The organism is Acinetobacter sp. Swhac1, from assembly GCF_013390985.1.
Taxonomy (GTDB): Bacteria; Pseudomonadota; Gammaproteobacteria; order Pseudomonadales; family Moraxellaceae; genus Acinetobacter; species Acinetobacter towneri.
On the sequence record NZ_JACASN010000012.1, the window covers coordinates 70,099 to 84,667 of the forward strand.

At 40.5% G+C, this 14,569-nt stretch carries 11 protein-coding genes; 8 read left to right on the forward strand and 3 right to left on the reverse strand.

Annotation, left to right across the window (positions count from 1 at the left end; translation table 11 throughout):
- The first annotated feature begins 92 nt into the window (after positions 1–92).
- Positions 93–725 (forward strand): hypothetical protein, encoded by a 633-nt coding sequence (locus HX743_RS08210; RefSeq protein WP_178318945.1) that lies wholly within the window; start codon positions 93–95, stop codon positions 723–725.
- Between the two features lie 105 nt (positions 726–830).
- Here HX743_RS08210 and HX743_RS08215 read toward each other — a convergent pair whose 3' ends face one another.
- Together HX743_RS08215 and HX743_RS08220 are read right to left on the reverse strand one after the other, a co-directional pair.
- A complete protein-coding gene (locus tag HX743_RS08215) occupies positions 831–2,297 on the reverse strand; it encodes a CHAD domain-containing protein (RefSeq protein WP_178318946.1) in 1,467 nt (488 codons plus the stop codon).
- A gap of 204 nt (positions 2,298–2,501) precedes the next feature.
- Complete coding sequence (locus tag HX743_RS08220; RefSeq protein ID WP_178318947.1) at positions 2,502–3,968, reverse strand: CYTH domain-containing protein; 1,467 nt, start codon at positions 3,966–3,968, stop codon at positions 2,502–2,504.
- Positions 3,969–4,209: 241 nt separating this feature from the next.
- Between HX743_RS08220 and HX743_RS08225 the strand changes: the two genes are divergently transcribed.
- The 6 genes from HX743_RS08225 (at position 4,210) to HX743_RS08250 (ending at position 12,574) form a co-directional block, all read left to right on the forward strand.
- Complete coding sequence (locus tag HX743_RS08225) at positions 4,210–4,593, forward strand: DUF962 domain-containing protein (RefSeq protein ID WP_168417993.1); 384 nt, start codon at positions 4,210–4,212, stop codon at positions 4,591–4,593.
- Positions 4,594–5,281: 688 nt separating this feature from the next.
- Positions 5,282–5,902 carry a thiamine phosphate synthase gene (gene thiE / locus HX743_RS08230; protein WP_178318948.1) on the forward strand — a complete coding sequence of 207 codons (621 nt, stop codon included), beginning with the start codon at positions 5,282–5,284 and terminating at the stop codon, positions 5,900–5,902.
- A gap of 33 nt (positions 5,903–5,935) precedes the next feature.
- On the forward strand, positions 5,936–7,237 hold the full coding sequence (gene hemL / locus HX743_RS08235) for a glutamate-1-semialdehyde 2,1-aminomutase (RefSeq protein ID WP_168417965.1): 1,302 nt from the start codon (positions 5,936–5,938) through the stop codon (positions 7,235–7,237).
- Positions 7,238–7,724: 487 nt separating this feature from the next.
- Positions 7,725–8,369, forward strand: coding sequence for an RluA family pseudouridine synthase (locus HX743_RS08240; protein WP_004973024.1), 645 nt, complete (start codon positions 7,725–7,727; stop codon positions 8,367–8,369).
- Between the two features lie 146 nt (positions 8,370–8,515).
- Entirely contained in the window at positions 8,516–11,353 is a 2,838-nt protein-coding gene (gene rapA / locus HX743_RS08245; RefSeq protein WP_131260833.1) for an RNA polymerase-associated protein RapA, read from the forward strand.
- Positions 11,354–11,764: 411 nt separating this feature from the next.
- Positions 11,765–12,574, forward strand: coding sequence for an alpha/beta fold hydrolase (locus tag HX743_RS08250; protein WP_178318949.1), 810 nt, complete (start codon positions 11,765–11,767; stop codon positions 12,572–12,574).
- A gap of 77 nt (positions 12,575–12,651) precedes the next feature.
- Here HX743_RS08250 and fabR read toward each other — a convergent pair whose 3' ends face one another.
- Positions 12,652–13,332, reverse strand: a complete 681-nt coding sequence (gene fabR, locus HX743_RS08255) for an HTH-type transcriptional repressor FabR (protein WP_026438369.1) — start codon at positions 13,330–13,332, stop codon at positions 12,652–12,654.
- Positions 13,333–13,486: 154 nt separating this feature from the next.
- On the opposite strand from fabR, the gene HX743_RS08260 reads away from it, so the two are divergent.
- Positions 13,487–14,557 carry a ferredoxin reductase gene (locus HX743_RS08260; RefSeq protein WP_178318950.1) on the forward strand — a complete coding sequence of 357 codons (1,071 nt, stop codon included), beginning with the start codon at positions 13,487–13,489 and terminating at the stop codon, positions 14,555–14,557.
- The last annotated feature ends 12 nt before the right edge of the window (positions 14,558–14,569 follow it).

The following is a 14,569-nucleotide window of genomic DNA, read 5'->3' on the forward strand; positions in this document are numbered from 1 at the left end:
AAAAATCTGAATGTTTCATTATAGGCAAAGCCTTGCAGAAACAAAACCTTTGCCTTAAGCTAAAAATAGCCTAAGCAAAATTGGAGTGGTTGATGCAAGATGCGATTGCGGTACAAAGTTTAAAAAGCGACATTGCTTTATTACGTCAAAATATTTGGCCACCCGTGCAACTTGCCCATGTTGAAGGCTTGCCGATTTATTATGGAACACGCGCAGAAGTAGCAGAATACTATAAACAATGGACAGGGTTGATTGAACGTGCACAGGATTTATTTCAGCCTTTTATGCAAGATGCAGTCATTGATGCGGTGCATTTACCCAGTCATTTGAACTTGCCCTTATTTTATTTTCATGTCGATCGGATTCGAGTGAATAAAACCCGCGCCAAAGAATCGAAAACTTTTCGGGGGATTGCCAGCCTGATCGAAAAATGTGGGCAATTTGAACCGCAGGAAATTCAGCTCATGCAGCGTTGGTTAGACAGTGATGACAATGCAGCACTGGTGGCACATCGTGAGTTTATTGATTTGCGTACTTATGTGTTTCAGCATGGGCAAAGTGACTACACGCGCACCCGTTTTTATGTGAATGGTATTGTGTTAAGTGTTGAACCGCATTTTGAACTGGTCGATGCGCGCGATAAGCCACGTAAGCAGCGCAGTGACAGCTATCAAGACCCTTTAGCGGATAACCAAACATGGAAAGTGTTTGGTAAATATCGTTAAGCTTTTAGAAAGTGTGCAATATTAAGATTAAATATAAAAAAGCTCAAAATGAAATGCATCTCTGTTGAGCTTAAAGGTGATCATTGATTGATGATCAAACTTTAACTACGACCAAAAAGGCTGACTTTCAGCAAACTGCTGTAAATCCTGTTCGATCTGTATGGAAATATGACGCTCTTCAGACGCAATCCATCCCAATACAAACCATGTTTTCGGTTCCGCTTGGGTATGGCTTTCGAATAAACCTTGTGCCACCATCAAATCATTAAAATGTCCTAAAGTTTCCTGTAATGGTTTTAGAGTTTTTAAATATGTTTTGACATCATCTTCTGCAAATAAACTGCTCACAAACTCCACGGTATAGCGTAAGCGTTTCACACGCTTACGTGTGCGGTGTTTAGAGTCCACATCTAAGGTTTGGAAATGACCTGCATCATCACAAATTTGTTGATGCAATTTCTGCAAGCGTTTACGTAATACTTTTTTGAATGGTTTTGATTCTGCATCTGCAATCGCAGCCGAATGTGCAAAACTCATAAGTTGTAACAGTAATAAGGTTGTGGTCGGTGAGCGGAAAATTGCATCAATCGCAATATTTTTAGATGCTCCAGGGGGTAGCTCAGTAATAGGTGAGCCTGCGTTTTCAAGTTGTGGAATCAGACTTTCACGCAAAGCATCTTGATCGCGGGTCGAACCTAACTGCTGAAAGAGGCTAGCCAATTGACTTTCCCAATTGTGATTTGCCAGTGCATCATATTGAGCAAAGATTTTTAAGGCGCTGCGTAAACGTCGAATTGCAACACGTGCTTGATGCACATGCCCACTGGCATAATCTTGACTGGCAATCGCAGCTGCATTGGGTAGCAAGTGTGCCAAACAATTCTGAGTAATTTGTGTCAACAACTCATGCATATTTTCGGGGTGTTGCAATTGTAAAGCACTTTGCTGCTGTACAGGAATCATGGTTTCATTGTTATACAGCATATTGCCACGCTGCGATTTACTGCGTGTGTCGAGCCATAAATGATATTTTTTAATCCACGGCTGAATATAGGCAATTAAGTCTGCAATTTCACCTTGTTTCAGTTCAAACTCAACTTCGTAAATTTCAACCGAATTTTTGCTTTGGCGGATTTCACCTAAATCAAAAGCAACTTCAATTTGGCTGTTTTTATAATGTGCCAATTGGCTGTAGCGTAAAACATCGGTTTCAAACTGCAGGGTTAAATCTACCTCTGAACCGTCTAAGGCTTTTTTTAAAATCTTTCGTGCTTGTTTATGATTTTCATAACATGCCAAATCACACAATTCAGGCGCATCATGTCCTAACTCATGTTCAAGCTCAAAGCGTTCATAATGTTGTGGACTAGGCGCTTTTAAAGTTTGTCGCCAAATATCGCCCTCTAAACGCTGACGCAGGGCAATCCGTTGCTTGGCTAAGTGCTGTTCAGGACTATCATAATATTTAGCCCATAAATGTTGTTGTTGAACCAGTTTGTTCTTTTTAAATGCTTTTTCAAATGCCGCACGATAGTTGTGTGGAATTTGAAATTTTAATTCTATTTCACACATCGGGAATGCCCTCGATGAAACAAGATAAGTTCTCTTTACTATAGTGTAAATCTATAAATGAACAAGGGGAGAACTGTGAACAAAAGCTTGAAAAATAAAATAATTTGTATTCAGTTTTTAACACAAAGCAGCCGAATGAATATTCACAAGGCTGCCGTTGTATTGCAGTATTTTTAGCGTGTGCTTTGAGGATGTTAAGGATACTTATTTTAAGAATTTACGGCTCACCATAAATTGTTCTGTCGCTTCCAATAAACGCTGTGCATACACTTCCTGTTTTGCAGTGAGCCAACCTAAAACAAACCAGTCGCTCGCTTCCAATTCAGTTTGTTGAATGTATGCTGCAGAAGATGCCAACACTTGATATTCCTGTGCTGCAAGCTGTGCATCATTCAAAGCTTTACTATATTTCTGCAAATTTTTGACATCATAAATATGCGTCAAAATGGGGAAGCTAAATTTTAGTTCCTGAATACGCAAAGCCAGTTGATCTAAACTTTCAAAATCGTGAATATCACTGTGCTGTAATTGTTCATGCAACTGCTTATATTGCTGTTGCAACGTGTTTTGTGCGGCAGTTTTTAAGTCTAAACCTGAGTGATCGCTCGCGGCTAAACTAAACATCAATAATTCTAAATAGTGATGCACATTTTGCGTTGAACGGACTAAATTGACCAATTTTTCTTGGGCGTACAAGGTATCTTTTTTTAGGTTCTCTGCAGTCGTCGGGTTCTGTAAAAATGCGCCGAGTGTGGCTTGCATGTGTTCCAAATGCTGCAGGTGATCAAAATGTTGTTTAAATGCTGCAATTTGCATTGCCCATTTATCGCCTAAATGCTTCGACCAATCTTTAAATAAGGATAGTGTTAGTTGTAAATGTTGCAAAGCGAACTGCGCCTGATCAATATGACTTTGTTCGGCAACTTGAGCAGAAATTGCGGCAATATTGGGCAATAAATGCTGTAATTGTTGTGCAATTAACAGGCGTAAATTTTGGTCGGCATGGTCTTTTTTACTGAATTGAAATTCTTTACTCTGAGCCGCAGGGCTTACTTTTTGCTGCACAGAAAGCAAATGTCCAATTTCTGCTTTATTGCGCACATCCAGCCATAAATGAAATTTTTTCACCCATTCAAAACTAAAAGCCAGCAATTGCTGAATTGAACCTTGTTTCAGTTCAAACTCAACTTCATGTACTTCAACTTCAGCATCTGCACAACGAATGTGACCAACATCTAAACTGATTTCAATGTCAGTATCTTCAACGGTCATTAGTCGTGAGGTACGTTGAATATCGGTTTCAAATTGTAGTTGCAACTGATCCCAATTTTGTCCCAAAGCTTGATTTAGCAATTGTTGTGCTTCGGGAATACTTTGATAAATTTGCAGATCAAGTTGTGGTGGAGTATCTGGATTTTCAGTTGGCGCAAGTGGATGGTTATGTTCAAAACTATGAAAATGACTTTGACCTGCCGCTTTTAAAGTTTGTACCCATTGCTCACCTTCTAAACGCAGTCTTAACGCCATGCCATGATGCGCCAAGCTGTGCGTAGATGTATCAAAATACAAAGCTTTTAATGCAATTTGAGTGGATTTTTTAGGGTCTAAAGTTTTGAGTAAAGCAGTGCGGCGTGCGACTGGAATTTGAAATTTTAATTCAACTTCGACCATGAATGACGTCCTGAAAATAAAGCAAGCTGCCATGAAGCAGCAAACATATTGGTATTATAAATTTGTGATAAAGCGCAAAATTTGAGTTTTGCAAAAGTGCCGTTGATTGTAACTAAAATCAGCAAAGATGTAAGACTTGACCTGATGCTTTTTCATGGGTTGGTTTTTATTTGAGCATCGTTTAGAGTGTGGTAATAAGCATAAGAATTCGCCCAAGCCAATTAACATCAGGAAGATGAACATGAACGCTGCATTAAAATCAGAATTTGAACCGACGCCAGAACCTGAGTTTGAATTGCCTATTCAAGACTACTCAACTTTTTATCGTTTTTATTTGACTGAACATCGCAATATCATGAGTCGTCGTTTGCACGTGGCGGGTAGCAGTATTGGGTTGTATTGTGTGAGCAAAGCGATACGGCATAAAAAAGCCAAATATGTGTTGTATGGCTTGGTTGCGGGCTATGCCTGTGCATGGGTTGGGCATTTTGTATTTGAAAAAAACAAACCTGCCAGTTTTAAACAACCTGTATATAGTTTCATTTCAGATTGGCGCATGTTTGCCGACGTATTACGCGGTCATTTAAGTTTACAAAACCGTGCTAAAGATAAAATTCCAAGTTGAATAAAAAGTATTTTTATACCATTTAGACAAAAAACTACCGATGTGTGATTATTTTCATAAAAAATGTACAAATTAAATTAATTTTTTCTTGAAATACTAGAGTGAATATTCTAATAATGTGTCTATCAAATTTAATATGACAATTTGATGACATTTGTGACTTTCCAAGCCTAGAGCGACCTTCTCTAGGCTTTTTTTATGGCTGTGCAATTTCGACTTAATATGAATAAAGATCAACTATCTAATACCTTTAAGCATAGCTTTTATAGGATGTAAGTTGGAGATAGCCTTAAAAAAATTGCATTGAATACATTGTTTATTAAAAAATTTAGACACCCGATGATTTGTCGCACCCCCACATGCGCTCTGGCACAAACCCTCGGGTGTCTAATGGCTTACCTAAATATATTGTTATTATGTTAGGTAAACATTATGGATTGCTCAGTCTACATCACCAAGTATCCATATCTTATTGAACTTTTTACAGTTCTTGCTTTGTTTTGCGCAATTCAATTAAAACTAAATTTGCTAGATGCGGCTATCACTAGAATTGGGTATTTTTAAAATTTTTATCTCTATAAATGAAGCGCATAGCATTTGAGTAAATTTAGCTTTTATCCGCAGGCTTCTGCCGTAGTGCATCCGAATATGTCATAATGCGCGCATTGTATTTTGTGTGGTTGGGATGATGCGCGGTTTATATTTGATTACCAATGATGATCCGATTGAACTTCTGTTGGCAAAGCTGGAAGGAGCAATGGCAACCGCAGAAGTGGCAGTATTGCAATATCGCCGTAAAAATGTGCCGAAAGAACAGCAGGCTTACGAAATTGAATATATGAAATCGATGTGTGATCAATACAAAGTTCCTTTTGTGATTAATGATGATCTTGAAACAGCGGTTAAATATGGCGTTGGCGTGCATTTGGGCCAAGACGATGGTTCAATTGTTGAAGCGGTCGCGCGTTTACCTAAAAATGTTCTGATTGGTCGCAGTTGTAATAACTCATTGAAACTGGCGGAACAAGCCATCGTCGATAGTGCTAACTACGTGGCATTCGGCGCAGTCTATCCAACACCAACCAAACCAGAAGCGAGTCAGGTCAGCCTAGATACCATTCAGCATGCTAAGCAAAATTTGAATGTGCCTATTTGTGTCATTGGTGGTTTAACGGTCGAAAATAGTCAACCTGTGATTGATGCAGGTGTAGATTTGTGTGCAGTAGTGAGTGATGTATTGGATCGTCCGATGCACACCGTTGCACAGCGAGTTTATGATTGGTCTGCTCTTTTTAATGCAGAAGCCTAATTTTTAATTTTATCTTTTAAGTTGAGTGCCTCCATGAGCTTATCTCCAAAGCAAGAACAATTGTTTAAACAAGCCAATAAACATATTCCAGGTGGGGTCAATTCACCTGTACGTGCATTTAATGGGGTAGGTGGAACCCCTGTGTTTATTGAAAAAGCCAAAGGTGCTTATTTGTATGATGTCGATGGCAAACGCTATGTTGACTATGTTGGTTCTTGGGGACCAATGATTTTAGGGCATGCACATCCTGCAATTATTCAGGCAGTGCAAGCTGCGGCAGAAGATGGTTTGAGCTTTGGTGCGCCAACTGTGCATGAAACAACCTTGGCCGATATTATTTGTGAAATCATGCCTTCAATTGAATTGGTGCGTATGACCAACTCAGGTACAGAAGCGACCATGACTGCAATTCGCTTGGCGCGTGGTTATACAGGCCGTGACAAAATTGTGAAATTTGAGGGCTGTTATCATGGTCATTCAGATTCTTTGTTAGTAAAAGCAGGTTCAGGACTTTTGACCAGTGGTGAGGGCGAGGCGACTTCTGCGGGTGTGCCTGCCGATTTTGCTAAACACACCTTAACCCTTCCATACAACGACATTGCAACCTTAAAAGAATGTTTTGCAAAATTCGGTGCTGAAATTGCAGGTGTAATTGTTGAACCTGTTGCGGGCAATATGAACTTAGTGAAACCAATCGATGGTTTCCTGCAAGCCATTCGTGATGTGTGTGATGAACATGGTTCAGTCTTTATTATTGATGAAGTAATGACTGGTTTCCGTGTTGGTTTAGGTGGTGCTCAGGCACATTATGGTGTTAAACCTGACTTGACCACATTGGGTAAAATTATTGGTGCAGGCCTACCAGTGGGCGCTTTCGGAGGTAAGCGTGAAGTGATGGAATGTATCGCACCATTAGGCAAAGTGTATCAAGCCGGTACTTTGTCGGGTAACCCATTGGCCATGCGTGCAGGCATTGAAATGTTCAAACATTTACGTGCCGAAGGTTTTTATGAAAAGCTAACCGCACAACTGGAAAAATTGCTTACAGGCTTGCAAGCTGCAGCAGATGAAGTCGGTATTCCATTCAAGACGCAACAAGTTGGTGCGATGTTTGGTTTGTACTTTACCGATCAAGAAGACATCACTAGTTTTGATTCTATGCTGAAATGTGATGTAGATGCTTTCCGTAAGTTTTTCCACGGTATGTTGCAACGTGGTGTGAACTTGGCACCATCTGCATTTGAAGCAGGCTTTATTTCATCTGCACACAGTGATGAAGATATTGCTTTCACCATTCAAGCAGCGAAAGAAACATTTGCGGAAATGAAGGCGTAATTTGACTTTTGGTTAACACCGTCCTAAAAGGCACAGATATCTCCACAATATCTATGCTTTAGGTTAAATTGAAGAGCATGCTCTTCAGTTTAATATCAAAGGCTTAGATCAGCATATTGTTAAACACTAAAATAGCCTGGTCAAACTAAATATGAATCCTATTACTTCATTTGCTCCCGCCATCAAAGATATAGCTTCAGAACGGCTTTGTTGTGCAACTATCTTGCACTATGATTTCATTGTATTTTTCTATCCAAATTTTAAAAACCTTTAAAACAGTATCTTAAAAAATATTTATGCAACAAAGCCTCCTGCATGCTATAAAACCCACATTTCTAAAAGCAGGCTGATTTAAAATTCAGCAGATTGTCTGATTCAGGAATGTAAATCGGAAAATTCATCGGGAATTGATGTATTTTGCATTGTAATTCTGTGTCAGGCTTTTTATTATTGCCGCCTTGTTTTCACGATCGGCCCGGAATTGAAATTGAGTAATTTTCTAAGCGAACACCTGATTCATCGTGACGATGAGTTTATGGTGATACATAAACCCGCTGGCATACTCACCGTTCCAGGTAAAACAGCAGATTTGCAAGATTGTGTGATGAGTCGTCTAGTTAAAATTGAGCCGCGCACTTTGCTGATTCATCGCTTAGATCGTGATACTTCGGGTATTTTGGTATTTGCACTCACGAAATGGGCGCAAAAACAAATTTCGCGTCAGTTTCAAGAACGCCAAACCGATAAAACCTATCAGGCATTGGTGGCAGGGCAACTGCAAGGTGAAGGCACTGTAGATGTGCCTGTGGTCTATGATCCTGCACATCCTCCATTACACATTGCCGATGCAACCCATAACAAACCCGCGTTAACGCATTGGCGTGCATTGGAGCAATTTGAATTGCAGGGGCAAATTGTGACTCGTGTGCAACTGACGCCGATTACAGGTCGTTCGCATCAACTGCGAGTACACATGCAATATTTAGGTCATCCAATTATTGGTGATACTTTGTATGCCACGCCCGAACAGCAACAACTCATGCCTCGTTTGTGTTTACATGCAGCAGAATTAAGTTTTCTGCATCCACAAACTGAGCAACGTGTACAGTTTACTTGCCCAGTCCCATTTTAAGCGAAAAAGATTACGCAAAGCCTGTGCTTTAGGCTCTCTTTTTAGTGCGCTTTATGTCAAAATATATTGCTATACGCCCTGAATTTTTGCTCAAATACTCAGCTGGTTTTGCGCAAAAATTTATACGTCCTAACTTCTAAATAAAGGTGGAAAAATTGCAGCAGTTTGCTATTGGTCAACGTTGGTTATCAGACACAGAAACGGAATTAGGACTTGGTGTTCTGATTGATGTAGATGAGCGATCGGTCAGCATTTTATTCCCTAAAAGTGATGAAACCCGTGTCTATGCACGCAATAACGCACCTTTATCGCGTATCATTTTTAATGTAAATGATGAAGTTCAAGACCAAGAAGGCAATGTGTGGACGGTTGAATCGGTCGAAGACCGTCATGGCGTATTGCGTTATAACGTAGTGCGTCGTTTGCAAGATGGGAGTGAAGAAAAGAAATCACTGAATGAAACCCGTATTGGTGCAAGTATCCAACTTTCAAAACCATTAGACCGCTTGCTTGCTAGCCAAATTGACTATAAAGAATGGTACGACTTGCGTATTGAAGCCTTGTTGATGCAAGCCAATATGCAAAGTAGCCCACTGCGCGGCTTGGTGGGTTCGCGTGTAGGTTTGATTCCACATCAACTTTATATTGCACATGAAGTCGGTAAGCGTTTTGCGCCACGTGTCTTATTGGCAGATGAAGTTGGTTTAGGTAAAACCATTGAAGCAGGTTTGATCATCCATCAGCAACTCAAAACAGGACGTGCGGAACGTATCCTGATTTTGGTACCTGATTCGCTGCAATATCAGTGGATGATTGAAATGCGTCGCCGTTTCAATCTGCAATTCTCTTTGTTTGATTTAACCCGTACGGCATCTATTAAAGAACACGATCCTGACCTGAATCCATTCTTGACCGAACAATGCATCATTGCTTCAGTCGATTTAATGATTGACCACGATGACTTACGCGAACAAGCCCTAGAAGCAGGTTTTGATTTGCTGGTGGTCGATGAAGCGCATCACTTAATGTGGAGCGAAGAAGAAGGTGGTAATGACCGTTATGATCTGGTCGAAGAATTAGCCGAACAAACCGCAGGGGTGTTATTGCTTACAGCAACGCCTGAGCAACTGGGTGTAGAAAGCCATTTTGCGCGTTTACGTTTACTCGATCCGCAGCGTTTTAGTTCACTAGACCGTTTCTTGGATGAAGAAGCGCAATATCAACATACGGCAAAAATTGCCGAAGTCTTAATGTCAGATGCCGCATTGGAAGAAAGCCATTTGGTTGCACTGGAAGGCTTGTTGGGACATCGCATTGAAGATAACCCAGAGCAGCGTTTCCGTGCCATCCACGAATTATTAGACCGTCATGGTACAGGGCGTATTTTGTTCCGTAATACCCGTGAAGCAATTCAAGGTTTCCCAGGCCGTGATTGTCAGCCTGCGCCGTTACCTGCGCCAGAAAACTGGTCTAAAGATGGTAAATTACGTGAACAAATGTGGCCAGAAGAAGCACAGCTCGATGGCAGTTGGATGGAAACTGACCCGCGTGTAATGTGGTTAATGGAGCGTTTGCGTAGCGACTTAAAACATAAAAAAGTGCTTTTAATTGCGCGTAGCGGCCCTGTGGTAGAAGCCCTTGAAAATGCGCTGCGCCTACATGCAGGTATTCGTACTGCAATGTTCCATGAAGGCATGAGCTTGTTAGAACGTGACCAAGCGGCAGCATATTTCGCAGAAGATTCTTATGGTGCACAAATTTTATTGTGTTCCGAAATTGGTTCAGAAGGGCGTAACTTCCAGTTTGCATCAGACCTGATTTTGTTTGACTTACCTGCCAATCCCGACGTGTTAGAACAACGTATCGGTCGTTTAGACCGTATTGGTCAAGAAAACCGTATTCAAATTCATGTGCCGTATTTGGTGGGGACTGCGCAAGAGCGTATGTTCCGTTGGTATAACGAAGCACTCAATATTTTCAGCAATATTTCACCCACTGCACAAACCTTGCAGGAAAACTTTATTGTCGATTTAAAACACTGCTTACTTGCAGATTTAGGACAACAGTTTGAAGATTTACTGGAAGCAGTCAGTGTGCAGCGTGAAGCTTTGGAAGCAGAACTTCAAGCGGGTCGAGATCGTTTGTTGGAATACAACTCTTGCCGTCCTGTGGTGGCGCAGGAAATTGTACAAGCTTTAGAAGATTACGACGACAATACCACGTTGCCTATGTTTATGAAGCGCTTTATGGCATCGACCAATATTGACTTCGATGAACAAAGCAATGGCACGGTGATTATTAAACCAACTGATCAAATGCAAGTGCAAGGTTTGACCTTAGACGAAGAAGGCATGACCGCGACGTTCTATCGGGATCAGGCGCAAATTCGTGAAGATGCACAGTATTTGACCCTAGAGCATCCATTCACAGAAAGCGTGATGGAAATGATCAATACACAAGGTTTTGGTAGCACCAACGTTGCGGTATTAAAATCTGCCGCTTTGCCACAAGGTTCTGTGTTGCTCGAAGTCTGGTTCAAAGTGGATGTCATTGCACCTAAAGCCCTGAATTTGCCATCAAGCTTGCCACAGCAACTCATTCGTGTCTTATTGAGCGAAAAAGGGCAGGATTTATCGCAAAAAATTGCCCCTGAAATTTTAAAACCTTATTTACATCATTTAGATGGCAACAGTTGTCGTCAAGTGGTGAAAGCACGCCGTGACGCGATTGAAGCGCGTTATACACAGGCTTTGGAGTTGGCTAAAGCTGCATTGCCTGAATTTAAGCAACAAGCTAAAGATGTATATAGCAAAAAATGGCAATATGAAATTGACCGTTTAAGCTATTTGAAGCAATTTAACCCAAGTATTCGTGAAGATGAAATTACACGTTTACAGAAATTGCAAAAAGAAGGTGTTGCATTATTAGATGGTTTGTCGGTCACGCCTGAAGCGATTCAGGTGATGGTGGTGGTAAAGCCATAAAGAGTGCATTCAATACAGGTGTCTAGACGGTGTATTTGTATTGAGTCGGTTTTAATCAATCACTTTTTTAAATATTTGGCATCTTCTAAATTGCACGTTTTAAGTTGGGCATTGCGCCTCATTTTTACGGAGCAGTTTAGCGGGTGCTTTTTTAATATCGCAATAAAAATTTTGTGCGAGATTTTTCACATCACAGACTTAAACAAAGTAGCAACCAGTGCTTATGTGTCATTAAAATGACTCATAATTCATCTTTTTCAGCATTCCGGTCATTTGCAAAACCCAGTGGTATGCGTAGTTTAAAGGCTGTTGATCTTTTATCTATGATTGATGTGCCAAGTGTTGAATCTGTAAGCGCGTACGCATAGATCAAGTCACAGACCCGATATTCTTCTTTTAAGCGTATTTTAAATGACTAAAGCTGCAATTCATTTTACCCATGCCAATGGTATTCCTTCTGCCAGTTATCAAAAGTTTTTTCAATATTTTGAAGCAGATTATCATTTAAAGGCAATTCCACTGATTGGTATGCAAGCAGAATTTCCTGTGACCTATAAGTGGACCTATTTGATTCATCAAGTGATTCAGGACATTGAGCAGCAGTTTCCAAAGCAACAAGTGATTGGTTTAGGGCATTCTTTTGGTTCATTATTAACCCTGATGTGTGCCTATCAGCGTCCAGATTTATTTTCTCAATTGATTATTATGGATCCACCTTTTGTGATTGGATCGAAGTCGGCATTATTTGAAATTTTACAAAAATTTAAACTGAAATATGTAGATCAACTCACACCTGCCGCCGTGACCATGAAGCGTCGAGATCATTGGGCTAGCCATGCAGAAGCCTATCAAGCTTTGCGGCATAACCGTTTATTTAAAAAATTTGATGCACAATGTTTTGAAGATTATTTTGCCAGCGGCATACAAGTCGATGCACAAAGAGGTGGTGTGACTTTAACAATTCCAAAACGGGTAGAAGCTGAAATTTTTAGAACCGTACCTGCATGGTGGTGGCGCACACCACGCAAAGCCCCAGATGTACCTGTGCATTTAATTACAGCAAGGCATAGCCCATTTTATTTGCAAGGTTTACCGCAAGGCATGCAAAAAACTTATGGAATTGAGTTTAGTGTGGTCGAGGGAGGACACATGTTTCCTTTGGAAAATCCTGAAACCACGGCAACACATGTGCAGCAATTAATTCAAAAACAACACGCTTAACAGCGAAGTCTAGCAATTAAATGCTCAAACGGGCGTGACCTGATTCAGGAAAATCGCCCGATTTATCCTGTGTTATGTTAACGAATTTTGGCATCATCCAAATGTCGTGCACCTTCTAAAATCATGCGAATCATGGTCATGGTTTGTTCAGCGGTTTCTTTACGTTCAGTCGCAGGCATATCAATGACTTTAGCGCCCATATTAAACACCAACTGGGTAATGGCTTTTGCGACAATATCGGGATGCGCTAACTTGCTGTTATTTAAACGTTCTAAACGAATTAAATCATCCTGCAATTCTTGCTGGAAATAATTCAACTGGCGCTCAACAGCAAGTTTATAAGAGGTTGAACCCGTATAACCTTCACGCAGTAACAAACTTAAATTGCCTTCATCGGTATCTAATTGTTCAATAAATACTTCAACCGAGCTGCGAATAATACTGTTTTGTTTAGATGCTTTTAAACGTGCTTCATGCAAAATTTGACGCAACACTACACCTGCACGATCAATCAGTTCAATCGCGAGTTCATCAATATCTTTAAAATGACGATAAAAACTGTTTGGTGCGATGCCTGCTTCACGTGCAACTTCACGTAAACTTAAAGATGCGATACTTTTTTGTGGGCCAATTAAATTTAATGCTGCCTGAAATAATTCTTGTTTGGTAATGGTAGCTTTACGCCCAACCGTACGCACGACAAGAGGCTCATGAACCGTTTCAGATTCTGGAAAAGTCACATCATGGTTTGTTTTCATGGCAGGCTGAGTCATATTTTCAATAATTTATAAGCTTAGAGGCATTATAGCGGTTGCGCCAGTACTTGTGAAATGATTAGAAACAATACAGGTGTATATACAAATATATATACATGTGTATAATAATTAAAATTTCATCGGGTGGTGCTGAATCATGCAGCTAACTGAAAAAAGAAAATCTCCCTTATCAAGTCTTGCTTCGGCAGTCTTAGACCCTTATGCCGCCAATTTCTGGTTGCAAAAAATTAATCCATTATGGTCGGTGAATCAGTCACTCGGCAAAATTGTAAAAAAAGATACCGCTGCACAAGGTGTAGTGAGCTTTACTTTGCAATTCAATAAAAAATTCCAAATTGGCGCAGCAGGGCAGCATCATCCTGTTTATGTGACAATTCAGGGCGTACGCTATGAGCGAACCTATAGTTTGACTCAGCTTGATGCACAACACGTTTTATTGACGGTAAAAAAAGTTGATCAGGGCAAAGTCAGCACATGGCTGGTTGAGCAAGCCAAAGTTGGTGATACTTTGGAATTTGGTGCGCCTTATGGTGATATGCAACTGCCTGCACAAGCCCAGCCTTTAATTCTATTGGCAGCAGGTAGCGGTATCACACCGATGTATAGTCTGCTACAAGACATGGCAAAATCTGGTCGTCTTAGTAGCACTCCAGTGACTTTAATGTATTGGGTAAAAACCTTTGCAGATGCAGCATTTAAAGCGCAATTTGAAGCTTGGGCACAGCAATATCCAAACTTTAAATTTCAAGTGCTTTATACCCAAGAGCCGAGTTTGGCGCACAGCCGTTTAAATGCAGAACATTTACAAGACTTAGCACAAATTGAGCAAAGTGCAGTGTTTGCATGTGGCCCATCGGGTTTTACCACGCAAGTTGAACAATTATTTGCACAGGCTGCCTTGCTGAAAACAGAAGCTTTTAGCATGACGCCTGTATTAAGTGACGATGTTGGTTTGGTACAAGTTACACTGACCCAATCGAAAAAGATTGTCACCATTCCAAAAGGCAAGTCCATTTTAGAAAGTCTGGAACAGCAAAATATTAAACCTAAATACGGCTGTCGTATGGGAATTTGCCATAAATGCGTATGCAACAAGGCTGAAGGTTCAACTAAAAACTTGGTCGATGGTGTTCAAAACAGCGAACCGAATAACCAATTGAAAATCTGCGTCAATTCAGCACAAACCGATTTAATTATTGATTTATAAGCGAGTTCCGAT

Excerpts from the sequence above, each read along its gene's own strand:
- HX743_RS08210 (WP_178318945.1), top strand. The coding sequence starts at position 93 with ATGCAAGATGCGATTGCGGTACAAAGTTTAAAAAGCGACATTGCTTTA.
- HX743_RS08215 (WP_178318946.1), bottom strand. The coding sequence starts at position 2,297 with ATGTGTGAAATAGAATTAAAATTTCAAATTCCACACAACTATCGTGCG.
- HX743_RS08220 (WP_178318947.1), bottom strand. The coding sequence starts at position 3,968 with ATGGTCGAAGTTGAATTAAAATTTCAAATTCCAGTCGCACGCCGCACT.
- HX743_RS08225 (WP_168417993.1), top strand. The coding sequence starts at position 4,210 with ATGAACGCTGCATTAAAATCAGAATTTGAACCGACGCCAGAACCTGAG.
- thiE (WP_178318948.1), top strand. The coding sequence starts at position 5,282 with ATGCGCGGTTTATATTTGATTACCAATGATGATCCGATTGAACTTCTG.
- hemL (WP_168417965.1), top strand. The coding sequence starts at position 5,936 with ATGAGCTTATCTCCAAAGCAAGAACAATTGTTTAAACAAGCCAATAAA.
- HX743_RS08250 (WP_178318949.1), top strand. The coding sequence starts at position 11,765 with ATGACTAAAGCTGCAATTCATTTTACCCATGCCAATGGTATTCCTTCT.
- fabR (WP_026438369.1), bottom strand. The coding sequence starts at position 13,332 with ATGAAAACAAACCATGATGTGACTTTTCCAGAATCTGAAACGGTTCAT.
- HX743_RS08260 (WP_178318950.1), top strand. The coding sequence starts at position 13,487 with ATGCAGCTAACTGAAAAAAGAAAATCTCCCTTATCAAGTCTTGCTTCG.